Consider the following 12,337-nt stretch of genomic DNA (forward strand, 5'->3'; position numbering starts at 1 on the left):
TCTCCTAGTATTTGCGGTTTTGTTCCCAGTTCCACGCGGTTTCAATAATGCGCGTTAAATCGTATTCGGGTTTCCAGCCCAGCACCCGTTGGGCTTTGGCGCTGTCCGCCACCAGCACGGCGGGGTCTCCGGCGCGGCGGGGGGCGGTTTCCACCTTAAAGTCCACGCCCGTGATGCGTTTGGCTTCTTTGACGAGCTCCGCCACCGAAAACCCGCTTCCGCTGCCGAGGTTGAAGCGTTCGCTTTGGTTGTCTTTAAACATTTTTTCCAATGCCAAAATATGCGCGCGGGCCAGGTCGTTTACGTGCACGTAGTCGCGCACGCAGGTGCCGTCGGGGGTGGGGTAGTCGTCGCCGAACATTTTGATGGAAGGGCGTTTGCCGGCGGCGGCTTGCAGAACGATGGGGATTAAATGCGTTTCCGGGTTGTGCGATTCGCCGATTTGGCCCGAATCGTCGGCGCCGCTTGCGTTAAAGTAGCGAAGGGCCGTGGCCTTTAAGCCGTAGGCCGTATCAAAATCCGCCAGTATTTTTTCCACCATCAGCTTGGTGTTGCCGTAAGGGTTGATGGGGTTTTGGGGGTGGGTCTCGTCTATTTTCTCTTTGACGGGCTCGCCAAACGTGGCGGCGGTGGAGGAAAACACAAAGTATTTCACGCCGTTTTCCACCATAGCGTCCAACAGGTTAAGCACTTTGGCCACGTTGTTGTGGTAGTATTTGGACGGTTCTTTTACGCTTTCGCCCACTTCAATAAACGCGGCAAAGTGCATCACGGCGTCAATGTGATGTTTTTTGAACACTTCGGCCAGGCGCGCTTTGTCGCCCAGGTCGCCCAGTTCAAACGGGTAGCCGGCCACGGCTTCGCGGTGGCCTTTGGAGAGATTGTCAAACACTACGGGATTATAGCCTTTTTCGGCCAGCATTTTAACGGTGTGCGAGCCGATATAGCCCGCCCCGCCGATGACTAAAATATTTTTCATGATTAAAAACTCCTTATTGAATAATGGCTTTTCCTGCATGTAGATCCCGAGTAACAGCTTCTCGGGATGACATTATTTAATAGGTCATGCCGAGGGGTTTCTGCTCGGCATCTTAAAAACAAATAGCTGCATACAAATCTTTCCAGGCCGGGTTTTGTTTGGTGATTAAGTTTATTTTCCAATCTCTGTGCCAGTTTTTTAGTAATTTTTCCCGTTCAATGGCCTGGGTAATGCTAGAATACAATTCATAATATACCAATTTACATAATTGGTATTGGGCCGAAAATCCGGGTATGGTTTTTGTTTTATGTTCGTATATCCGGCGCACTAAATTATTGGTAACGCCTATATATAAGGCGGAATTATTTTTGTTTGTAATAATATATACATAAGCCATACCGGTTTGCCGGAATATCCTTTAATACATTTTTTCCATTTCCTGCGCCGGACCGCCGACGGAAGCGATGTAAAAATCCGCCCTGAGGCCGGTTTTGTCGTGATAGATTTTGCCCACGTTATCAATAAATTTTTTAACGTCCGCGTCTTTAACCAGCGCAATCGCGCATCCGCCAAAGCCCGCGCCCGTCATTCTGGCGCCCAAAACGCCCTGCTGCGCCCAGGCCGCCTCGGCCAGCGCGTCCAATTCTTTGCCGGTTACTTCGTAGTCGTCGCGCAGGGAGACGTGGGACTCGTTCATCAGCTTGCCGAAGGTGGCCAGGTCGCCCTCTTTTAATTTTTTGACGGCTTCCAGCGTGCGCTGGTTTTCGTACACGGCGTGTTTGGCGCGCTTGCGTTCCACGGGGTTTACGATTAAATCTTTGTGTTTTTCAAATTCCTCCACGGACAGCTCCCCCAGCGACTTGATAGGAAGCTGCGTCTGCAGGGCTTTTAAGGCGCGCTCGCATTCACCCCGGCGTTCGTTGTATTTGGAGTCGGCCAGCTCGCGGCGTTTGTTGCTGTTCATAATCACGATGGACATGCCTTTTAAATCCAGCGGTGCGTACTCGTAATCCAGCGAGTTGCAGTCCAGGAGGATGGCATTTCCTTCCTTGCCCATACCGATGGCGAACTGGTCCATAATGCCGCAGTTCATACCTACGAATTTATTTTCGGCTTCCTGGCAGAATTTCACGAGCTCCACCTGCGGAATATAGAGGTTGAACACTTTATTCATAGCCACCGCGGTGGCGAGTTCAATGGACGCGGAGGAAGAAAGCCCCGCCCCGTTGGGAATATCTCCCCAGAAGAGGAGCTCAAAGCCCTGGTCTATCACGTAGCCGTGGTTTTGAAGCGTTTTAATCACGCCCAGCGGATAGTTGGCCCAGTCCTGCTTTTTATCGTAAGCGATGTTATCCAGGTCGGCTTCAATTACGCCCTGGTTCGGAAAATTGAGGGAGTAGAGGCGTATTTTGCGGTCGTCGCGCTTGCAGAACACACAGTGCGTGCCGAAGGAAAGCGCGCACGGAAAAACGTGTCCGCCGTTGTAATCGGTATGTTCGCCGATCAGGTTCACGCGGCCCGGGGCGAAAAAGTAAAGTTTTTCTTTCTTGAACACTTCGTTGAATTTGCTTCTTAACGCTAGTTGATTCATATGGATTCTCCCTTCCGGGCGCATGTTGAAAACGGCCCGGCCTAAATTTAGTTTACCGTCATTTTAAACTTCCATTCACAGCGGCCTTTGGGGCCGATGACGGCCGCGCGGCGGATTTTATGTGCCACGTACAAATCGTCATATACGCCGGTGCACGGCTCCAGGGCCAGATTGTAGTCTCCCCGGTAGCCGCCCTGCGTTTTCCAGACGCCCAGGTACGGCACTTTGTCCGCGTCGTATTCGTAGATGAGTTTTTCGCCCGTGTCGGTATGTTCAATGCCGCACCAGCCGGCGGTGTTCTTTTCGGTGAAGTAAAATTTTTCGCAGTTTCTTACGGTGCGGGGTTCGGTGGCGGCCAGGTCCATTTTCAGGCCGCGCACATCGGTCGTCAGCGGGTAGGTGTGCAGGGTGCCCCACGGGCCGAGGTGCTTGGTGGAGTGTTCCACGCTCATTACCTGGGTTAAATTGTCCGGGATGAGCAGGCGTGTGGCGGGGGAACAGGCCAGCAGGCAGTGCGGCGTCCAGATAAACTTAAAATCTTCGTCCGCCGTGTTTTCCGCGCAGTATTCAAATAAAACGGCGTTGTCTTTAAGCGTAATATTTTTGGAAAGGATATACGGCAGCGTCTGGCTGCGCACGAAGGCTTTGGCGGCGCGGCCGTCCGGCGCGCGGACGCTTTCCCACGGCATGGCCCACACTTCGCCGTGGTCCGGCACGGGCATGCCCTGCCAGGTGCCATCCGGGTACGGGCAGGCGTCTATGGAGGGGAAGACTTCGTCAAAGCCGCTGGAGTCGTAATCGGAAAACGGCGCGCCGTATTCGGGCACGGTTAGCACGGGGCTGGCGGATTGGAACAGAAATTCCCGGTTGGTTTTTTTGCTTACCAGGCTGGCCATTTTGCAGGCGTAGCCGGGAAGGAAGGTGAGCCGCAGGGCGTCGTTTTCCAGCGTCCAGGCGGGCAAACCTTTGTAAACGGTTTGTGTCATAATTCCCCCAAAAAAACGCGCGGACGGAGCCGCGCGCATTTATTTTTCCGAAAATTTTTCAAACGGGAACGGCATCACGTCGCGCAGTAATTTGCGGTAAACCGTGCGTTTTTTTCCGTCCAGCACGGCGATAAGCAGCGGAGCGTCGGGCGCGAGGAACTCGCTCATCACCTGGCGGCAGGCGCCGCAGGGCGAATTAAACGCCGCACCGGGCAGTTTTTGCGTAACCAGCGCCAGCGCGCGGAGCTTGCGCTTGCCCGCCCCCACGGCGGCGAACAGCGCGTTGCGCTCGGCGCAAACGGTCAGGCCGTAGGAAGCGTTTTCAATGTTGGTGCCTTGGAAAATCTGTCCGTCTGCCGTCAGTACGGCTGCGCCCACTTTAAATTTGGAATAGGGCGAGTACGAACGTTCGCGCACATCCTGCGCCGCGTCCAGAAGCTGTTGTTCTTCGTCTTTGGTTAATGCTTTTCTCATACTCTTATTCTATAATAACGGCGCGAAAAGTCAACCCTTTTTTCGCACGCGCGTACGGGGGCCGCCGGCCCGGGTTTTGTTATAATAAAACAGGGGAAAAATTATGAAAAAATGGATAGGGCTTCTACTCGTCGCCGCGTGCGCGTATTATTTTATGAAAGACACCGCCGAAATTAAAAATTTGCATAATCCGGGCACCGCCGTCGTTGCGTTTGGGGACAGCCTGACCGCCGGCTACGGCGCGCCCAGGGGTTCGGCCTATCCGGCCGTGCTGGCCGCCAAACTGGGGCGTGAAGTGGTTAATTTGGGTATGTCCGGAGAAACCGCCGCGCATGCGCCTTCGCGTCTGCCCGAGGTGCTGGCGCAAAACCCGCATATGGTGCTGATTGAATTCGGCGCAAACGATTTTATGCAGAACCGCCGGATGGAAGACGCGCTGGCGGCCGTGGCGGAAATCGTGGATGCGGTGCAGCAGGCGGGCGCGGTGGCTGTGATTGTGGACACGGGCGCGCCGGGGATGGGGCATTATTCGCGGGCTTACAAAAAATTAGCCGAGGAAAAGGGAGCCGTTTTTGTGCCCGGCATTTTGGAAGGGATTTTTAATAAACGACAGTATAAGTCGGATATGGTGCACCCGAATGCGGCGGGATATGAAATTGTGGCCGAGCGGGTGTATGAACGGATTAAGCCGTATTTAAAATAGCGTTTGCCTATAATAAAAACCGGGTGCTTGACACCCGGTTTTTTTGGATGGAGTTAGTCCAAATGTTTAATGCGCCCGGCGTACCGCTGCGCCAGCCGGGTGTTGTGTTCGTCCCCGCCGGCGTTACTGCTTCTGTATACGGGCAGTTCCAGGCCCTTTTCGTGCAGGATTTCGGCCGCCCGGTAAAGTACCGCGTGAAGCAGGGCCGAAGAAGCCACCGTGGAGACGGGGGCCATCTCCACGCCGCCCAGTTCCAGGGCGGTTTCGTTGGCGGAGCAGCAGTTGTCCAGCACGATGTCCGCCGCGTCTTTTAAAAGGAGCCCGCTGGAGTGGCGGGATTTGCTTTGCGTATGCGCGCCGGCCGCGGTAATGGCGATGGCGGTTACGCCGCGCTCCCGGGCGTAGCGTACGGCGTCCACCCCGGCCGGATTGCGGCCCGAGTTGGAAACCACCAGCAGGACGTCCTGCGGTTTAAATGTATGCCGCGCGAACACCGCCAAAGCATACCCTTCCAGCCGTTCAAACGTGGTTCCCGCATGCGCGCCGGACTGGAACATAAGCCCGGGGTCCAACACGGCGTCCGCGGCGGCGAAACAGCCGCTTCGGTGGAAGGGTTCCAGCGCCACGCTTGCGCTGTGCCCGCAGCCGAAGGTGTGCAAAACGCCGTCGTTTTCAAGCGACGCGGCCACCGCCCGGGCGGCTTTTTCCATAGCCCTGCCTTGCGTTTCTTCTATACGTTTAAGGACGTTTTCAACCGCATTAAAATACGGTACGGTAAAAGTGTTTTTCATAGTTTCATTATACACAATCGCGGCGCGGGGGAGAGATTTGCTAAAATACCCGTATGAAAACCATCCGCTTACTGCTGTGTTTTTGCTTTGCATCTTTGCTGTGTGCCTGCACGCACAACGTTCAGAAAAAAGAGGCCATGCGCCGCATCGCCCAGCACGAATTGGAGGCGCGGGACGCTTTTGTCGCCGCGGACACGCTGTATATTGAATATGATTACGACGGGGAAAGATTTTTCTTTACCGCCGCGCTGGACCAAGCGGAAAAAGAGGGGAACGTGGACATCGCCGGGCTGGTTCCGCGCCGCTTTAAAGAAGGGGAAAAACTGGACCGCAGCCGCCGCGTGGTAGTGGTGGGGCGCGAGTGGACGGAAGTGCTCAAACAAACCATTTTGCCGCTGATGCCGGAGCGGTCTTCGCAGGGCATATTGCTGTTTATCCAAAATTACGAAACGATGCTGCTGCGCCGGGCCGACGGCACGCCGGATTTGGTGCAGCTTAAAGACGCGCCGGGCGATATAGAAATTATCGGCCGCATTGACGCGCAGCAGTTTACGCGCCTGGTAAACGAGCAGATAAAAAAGATGGTGGCCGCGTCGGGCCAGGCGTACACGCGGTTTTTGCTGCGGCTGGATGATGTGCCGATGTCCCCTTACATTTATGTGGATACTGAAATCGGCGCGAACGTACAGCTCCAGCTGCCCGATTATTACGAAGTGAAAAAGGAGATGACTTCGCTCGGTTTCTCCGCCTCGTTTATTTATTCGTTTTTCGTCAAAAGCCAGCTGTTTAGTTTTGTAAAAGCGCCGTTTACTTCCATGCACCGCCTGGCGGCGTTCGGCACATCTACGGTGTATACGCTTTTTCCGCCCCACGCGTGGGACTTAAAAGAAGTTCCGCCGCTGAATACCTCCGGCGAAGGAATGGATTTGGCGGATTTTAACCGGTGGCTGGATAAAAAAATCAGCAGGCAAAATTATAAGGCGCGCGTTACGCTTTTGATTGACGGGGATGAATTCTTCCCGCATTTTATGCTGGCTATGCAGCGCGCGCGGGAGAGCATTTTCACCAGCGTATATATTTTTATGGCGGACCCGTACGGCCTGTCCGTTGCGGACGTGATGAAAAGCCGTTCGGCCGACGGGATAGACGTGCGCGTGATTGTGGACGAACTCAATACGGTGTTAAATTCGGGCAAAAACCCGGAGCTTAAAACCTCCGAAACGTTTATTATGCCCAAGTACATTACGTCGTACCTGCGCAAAAATTCCAAAACCAAAGCGCGCACGCATTTAAACCCGTGGGGTACGTTTGACCACAATAAGGTGTATATCGTGGACCGAAAAATTGCCTATACGGGCGGGATGAACATCGGCCAGGAATACCGCTACACCTGGCACGATATGATGGTGGCGTTGGAAGGCCCGGTGGTGGGGCGGCTGGTGAAGAATTTTTACGAGAACTGGTCGTTTACCGGCTGGGGCGGCGATTACGCCGCGGCGTACCGCAAACTGTTCAGCAAACGCTCCCGCGACGTAAACCGCGAGGGACCCGGTATGATTGACGTGCGGCTGATGTACACCAAGCCCCACGACAGCGAAATTTTTGACGCCCAGCGCGAAGCCATCCGCCGCGCCAAAAAGCGCATTTATATTGAGAACGCCTATTTCTCCGACGACCGCATCATCAAAGAACTGATTGACGCCCGCGGCCGCGGGGTGGACGTGCGCGTGATTCTGCCCGGCAAGAACGATGTGGGCATTATGGATAAAAACAACCGTTTTATGGCCAACAAGCTGTTAAAAAACGGCGTGCGCGTATATTTCTACAACGGGATGAGCCACGTGAAAGCCGCCGTGTACGACGGCTGGGCCGTGGTGGGAACCGCCAATTTTGACAAAATGAGCCTCTACATCAATAAAGAAATGAGCCTGGGTATCTCCGACCCGGCCTTTGTGCGGGAGCTGACCGAACGGCTGTTTGAGGCGGATTTTGCGGGTTCCGAAGAACTCACGGAGCCGCTTGATATCGCCTGGACGTATACCATCGTTACCGCGCTGACGAACCAGCTGTAAATCTGTTCTCTTTTTTGCTGCCGGAAAAAGGGCCTTGCAGGCCGTGCAGACTTTACGGTGCTTGGCAACATTGTTTAAATAGTGTGGCTCAATTAGTCGGATGTGTTCGCATAGAGCACCGCCCCCTGGAAGGGGGCCTTGCCGGCCGGCAGATAAAGAACCGTTCCCCGGCAAACTTTTGCGTCCCCGAATGTTTCTCTCCCAAGTATCTAAAAGTACCGTATTTCGCTGAACTCTGGATAAGGCCAGAGCCCCAAGGCCCGGACCCTGCGGGCGGCTTTTTTGGCTCGCTGTTACGGTGCTTGGCAACATTGTTTAAATAGTGTGGCCCCATTAGTCGGATGGCACTGTCAGGGAAAGGGAGGGGCGGCTCGCCCCCTTGACGCGTTTTTTTTTTGATACAGTGTTTTGAGTATTGATTTTAAGGCTCCGTCATATTAAAATAAAAATGAGCCTTTAAATCAACTTGCTTAGGAGTATCTTATGGAAAAAGGTTTTACTTTAATAGAACTGTTAGTGGTTGTTTTAATCATTGGTATTCTGGCGGCTGTCGCGCTGCCGCAGTACGAAAAAGCTGTCGTAAAAGCGCGGGTAGCCAAGCTGTTGCCCTGGTTTAAAAAAATTAAAGAAGGGCGCGAACTGTATGTGATGAATACCGGCAATACAAATTGTATGGATTTAGGGCGGTATATGGATGCGCTGGGCGTAGAAGCATACCGCTACCGCTGCAGCGGGCAGAGTGCCGACGGCGTATGTGAGAGTGAAGAGCCCTGGTGCGACGGAACTTTATACCTGGACGACAAAACCAGCATCTGGAACGGTACCGGCCATGCACGGTACGGGTACCATAAAAGCAAAGGCCAGGCTAAAAGCGATTTTGATTTGCTCCTGCTTACGTTTAACCGGGGGTATACGTCGGATGAACACACCGGGGACTTTTTCTGCCGTCCCAATTCGGACTGGGGGCGTGAAATGTGCCGCCAGCTGGCGTCTTCGCCTACTCCTGTTAAGTGCGACAACAGCGCCTCCGAGTGTTACCGGATGGATTTATAACATAAAAAACCCCGCGTAAAGCGGGGTTTTTGCATTTAAATTATTTTTCTAGCGGTTCCAGTTCGCGCTCGTATCCTTCCGCGCTTACCACACGCGCTTTAAAAATACTGCCGGTTTTAACCGGACGCGTAAACGTTACCTTCCCGTCAATATCCGGCGCGTCTTTATAGGTGCGGCCGAAGTCTTCCCCGTCGGCAATAGCTTCCAGTACGGTGCCGGTGAGGCGTTGGTTAATTTTGTCAATCACGCGGCTTTGCGTTTCCACCAGTTCGGCGGCGCGCTCGTGCTTTACGCGGGCGGGCACCTGTTCCATCGCATACGCGGCGGTGCCTTTTTCGCGGAAGTATTCAAACACGCCCATATTGTCAAACTCGTATTCTTTAACAAACTTTTTAAGCTCGTTAAAATCTTTTTTCGTCTCGCCGGGGAACCCCACGATAAAGTTGGTGCGCAGGGAAATATCCGGCACTTCGGTTTTGAGCATATCCAGCGTACGGCGGATTTGGGCCGCGTCACAATGGCGGTTCATACGCGTGAGCACCGGGTCGGCGATGTGCTGGAGAGGAATGTCTAAATAATGAAAAATTTTATCCGTAGAGGCCATCAGCCGCGCGATTTCTTTCGTCACCCGGTGGGGGTAGCCGTACATAATGCGAAGTCTGCCAAGCCCCTTGAGCTTTAACAGTTTTTCCAGCAGTTCTAAAAGCCGGGGTTTGCCGTAAAGGTCCATCCCGTAGGACGTCGTATCCTGCGCGATGAGGGAAATTTCCTGCACGCCGTTTTCAATCATCAGTTTGGCTTCGCGCACCACGTCTTTCATGGGTTTGGAACGGTACGCCCCGCGGATGAACGGAATCGTGCAGTAGGCGCAGCGGTTGTTGCAGCCGTCGGCCACTTTCAGGTAAGCGGTGTGCGGGGCGGTCAGGCTCATTTTGTATTCGGGCAAATAGAGGGAGCTTGGAAGCGGGTCCAAAATCACGCCGCGTTTTTTAAGCGTATTTTCCACCGTGTCCTGCGCGGCGATGGAAAATACCGTGTCCAGGTCCGGAAATTCCTGCGCCACCTGTTCTTTAAAACGTTCCACCAGGCAGCCCGTTACCGCCACTTTTTTAACGGCGCCTTTTTTCTTTAAATCCAGCGCAAAGCGGATTTCGTCCTTTGCTTCTTTAACGGCGGAAGCGATAAAGCCGCAGGTGTTGATGATGATTTCGTCGGCCTGTTCGGGCGTGAAAACCATTTTATGGCCTTTGGCCAGGAGCCGGGCGGAAAATTCCTCGCTGTTGGTGAGGTTTTTGGGGCAGCCAAGACTAATGAGGTAAAATTTCATATTTATATTTTACTAAATTGGGCCATAAGACTTTAGACCGCTATGTCGGCCTTTTCGGCGGGTTTGTCATCCTCGTCGTCGTCATCGTCGTGTGCCAGTATGGCCATGCCGAACGTTACCACGCCGATGCGTCCAATCAGCATGGTGCCGATAATAATCAGCTTTCCCCAGCCCGATAATTCCCCGGTAATGCCGGTGGAAAGCCCCGCCGTGCCCAGCGCGGCGGCGGATTCAAACGCCAGGCTTAAAAACGGGAGTTTTTCCGTCCACGTAAGCAGGAAAATACTGGCGAACAAAAATAATGCATACAACAAAAAAGTGGAAGTGGCCGCATACAGCCGTACCAGCGGAATGCGCCGCCCCAAAAACTCCACGCGGTTGTGCAGGCGCAGGCGGTTGTACATAATGGCGAGCACGCTGGCAAAGGCCGTCGTCTTAATACCGCCGGCGGTGCCGGAAGGGGAGCCGCCGATGCTCATCAGCAAAATCAAAATCAGCAGCGAGCACGAGGAAAGCGTGCCGATGTTGACGGTGTTAAACCCGCAGGTGGTCATGGCGGCTACGGATTGGAAAAACGCCTCCATCAGCGTCAGCCCCGGCGTGGTAACAAACAGCGTAAACGTGCCGAACGCCACCAGGCAGGCGGTTACAAGAACGATAATTTTCGTGGTGAACGTGATTTCTTTGGTCTTGCGGCGGATAAAATTAAAAATATCCGTTACGACGATAAAACCCATCGCGCCCGCCAGGGACAGGCAGGAAATGACGATATTGATGGTTTTGCTGTCTGCAAAATTTTCCATACTGTTGTTCCATAACGAAAATCCCGCCGTACAAAACGAAGAAACGCTGTGGAAAATGCTGTACCAGGCGGAATCAAACAGGCTGTAATTGTGGTGCTGGAAATAATTAAACAAAAATACCGCGCCGATGCTTTCCGCAATAAAGGTAAACACCATGGCGGCCCATAAAAAATCCGACAGTTTAAGGGTGTTGGGCAGGGCCACTTCGGCCGAGAGGGCTTCCTGCTGGCTTTTGCGCAGCCGGTGGCGCTGGGAGAAAGACAAATACACAAAGGAAGAGAACGTCATATATCCCACGCCGCCCACCTGAATGAGAAACAGCACCACCAGCTTGCCCAAAAACGTGTATGAATCGGCGAAGTTGACGCTGTTCAGCCCGGTGGTGGACACGGCGGATGCGGAAGTGAACAAATTGTCCAGAAAAGAAACGTCCGTCGTGTTCATAAACGGAAGGGAAAGCAGAATCCAGCCGAGCAGGGTGTAGGAAAGAACGGTCTGCGCGATGTTTTGGTGCGGGGTCAGGTGCACGATAAACAGCGAGTATTTTTTAAGTGAGAGTTTAATAAAATCTTTTATTTTGGCGTACACTTCCCGCCAGTTAATAGGTTCCATAAAAGTATTATAGTAAAAAGGCAGCGGCTTTATGTGTACCAGAGGCAGGTCTGTTCCTGCCTCTGGTTCGGTAATTGTTTATAATGAACTAAATGGCTCCAGATTCTGGGTTTTTTGTTTAAATTGTTCAATAATCCAATCGTCGTCCAGATTTGTGTCAGTTTTATGCATACCTGTTTTATTAAGAACATGCAACAGTCTGTTTTGGTCGCGGGCGGCATTTCGTATAGCCGTAAATTGTGGTTTTGTATGGCGGGAAGCACAAATAATTATATCGCAGTCCTTAAAAATGCCACAATATTTATCAATAATACTAGCGGTATCTCCACTGCTGAAAATACCAATTTTTAATCCGTTGGGGTGGGTATAGCGCAAGGCTATATCTTTGCCTGTAGGGTTTTTCTCGTGACAAACGGTAAACCCGGCAGATTCCAAACGAGACTGATACAACTCATTAATTTTTTTAATGACTGTAGTTTTTCCACACTGGCCTTTGCCTATGATGGTAAATAAATGTTTTTGCATTTGGTTCTCCTTAGATTTTTTGCCTGAATTTAATTTTAGTGCAGGACAGATGACATAAACAGGGAGAAGAAACAAGAAGCAAAATAAGTTGAACTAACAGGCATGTAAGTAATATAACATTTTTTTAATGTTTCCCGGGACGGACTCGGCTTCCGGTCGTTTTCCTGACGGAAAACGCCTGCAGGCGCGGGAGTGCGCCATCGCACCGGGCTCGCGGTTTTGGCCTTGCGACTTGTCAGCGCAAACCAAAACATCGCTCCGCCTTTCTCGTCCTAACGCGGGCAAAGCAGTTTGCCCGCTCTCGGGGAACGGCAGGCATTAAAAAAACCAGACTTTCGTCTGGTTTTCTAAATGGCTCCCCGAGTAGGACTCGGCTTCCGGTCGTTTTCCTGACGGAAAACGCCTGCAGGCGCGGGAGTGC

The 12,337-nt window shown here is 52.8% G+C and carries 12 protein-coding genes; 3 read left to right on the top strand and 9 right to left on the bottom strand.

From position 1 onward, the window contains the following. Positions 1-4 precede the first annotated feature (4 nt). From galE to cdd, 5 genes are all read right to left on the bottom strand, one after another. Positions 5-979 carry a UDP-glucose 4-epimerase GalE gene (gene galE, locus ACQY36_RS05030; RefSeq protein ID WP_428072148.1) on the bottom strand — a complete coding sequence of 325 codons (975 nt, stop codon included), beginning with the start codon at positions 977-979 and terminating at the stop codon, positions 5-7. Between the two features lie 112 nt (positions 980-1,091). Continuing rightward, a complete protein-coding gene (locus tag ACQY36_RS05035) occupies positions 1,092-1,376 on the bottom strand; it encodes a GIY-YIG nuclease family protein (protein ID WP_428072147.1) in 285 nt (94 codons plus the stop codon). Between the two features lie 21 nt (positions 1,377-1,397). Further along, positions 1,398-2,570 (bottom strand): galactokinase, encoded by a 1,173-nt coding sequence (locus ACQY36_RS05040; protein WP_428078116.1) that lies wholly within the window; start codon positions 2,568-2,570, stop codon positions 1,398-1,400. Positions 2,571-2,617: 47 nt separating this feature from the next. Continuing rightward, complete coding sequence (locus ACQY36_RS05045; protein ID WP_428078118.1) at positions 2,618-3,556, bottom strand: DUF5107 domain-containing protein; 939 nt, start codon at positions 3,554-3,556, stop codon at positions 2,618-2,620. Positions 3,557-3,595: 39 nt separating this feature from the next. Then, positions 3,596-4,030 (bottom strand): cytidine deaminase, encoded by a 435-nt coding sequence (cdd, locus tag ACQY36_RS05050; protein WP_428055652.1) that lies wholly within the window; start codon positions 4,028-4,030, stop codon positions 3,596-3,598. A 103-nt stretch (positions 4,031-4,133) separates the two neighbouring features. Between cdd and ACQY36_RS05055 the strand changes: the two genes are divergently transcribed. After that, on the top strand, positions 4,134-4,733 hold the full coding sequence (locus ACQY36_RS05055; protein ID WP_428078120.1) for a GDSL-type esterase/lipase family protein: 600 nt from the start codon (positions 4,134-4,136) through the stop codon (positions 4,731-4,733). Between the two features lie 53 nt (positions 4,734-4,786). Here the strand turns inward: ACQY36_RS05055 and ACQY36_RS05060 are convergent, their stop codons facing one another. Then, positions 4,787-5,524: a sugar isomerase domain-containing protein gene (locus ACQY36_RS05060; protein WP_428078122.1), complete on the bottom strand. Its 738-nt coding sequence runs from the start codon at positions 5,522-5,524 to the stop codon at positions 4,787-4,789. Between the two features lie 53 nt (positions 5,525-5,577). Between ACQY36_RS05060 and ACQY36_RS05065 the strand changes: the two genes are divergently transcribed. Then, positions 5,578-7,596, top strand: a complete 2,019-nt coding sequence (locus ACQY36_RS05065; protein WP_428078124.1) for a phospholipase D-like domain-containing protein — start codon at positions 5,578-5,580, stop codon at positions 7,594-7,596. 483 nt (positions 7,597-8,079) lie between these two features. Further along, complete coding sequence (locus ACQY36_RS05070; RefSeq protein ID WP_428078126.1) at positions 8,080-8,649, top strand: pilin; 570 nt, start codon at positions 8,080-8,082, stop codon at positions 8,647-8,649. A 40-nt stretch (positions 8,650-8,689) separates the two neighbouring features. Here the strand turns inward: ACQY36_RS05070 and rimO are convergent, their stop codons facing one another. The 3 genes from rimO to ACQY36_RS05085 all read right to left on the bottom strand — a co-directional run bounded on the left by rimO (position 8,690) and on the right by ACQY36_RS05085 (position 11,916). Beyond that, on the bottom strand, positions 8,690-9,976 hold the full coding sequence (rimO, locus tag ACQY36_RS05075; RefSeq protein ID WP_428078128.1) for a 30S ribosomal protein S12 methylthiotransferase RimO: 1,287 nt from the start codon (positions 9,974-9,976) through the stop codon (positions 8,690-8,692). 32 nt (positions 9,977-10,008) lie between these two features. Continuing rightward, on the bottom strand, positions 10,009-11,391 hold the full coding sequence (locus tag ACQY36_RS05080; protein ID WP_428078130.1) for a TrkH family potassium uptake protein: 1,383 nt from the start codon (positions 11,389-11,391) through the stop codon (positions 10,009-10,011). A gap of 78 nt (positions 11,392-11,469) precedes the next feature. Next, positions 11,470-11,916, bottom strand: a complete 447-nt coding sequence (locus ACQY36_RS05085; protein ID WP_428078132.1) for a hypothetical protein — start codon at positions 11,914-11,916, stop codon at positions 11,470-11,472. Positions 11,917-12,337: the final 421 nt, after the last annotated feature.

Source organism: Candidatus Avelusimicrobium alvi, from assembly GCF_958451995.1.
Lineage (GTDB): Bacteria > Elusimicrobiota > Elusimicrobia > Elusimicrobiales > Elusimicrobiaceae > Avelusimicrobium > Avelusimicrobium alvi.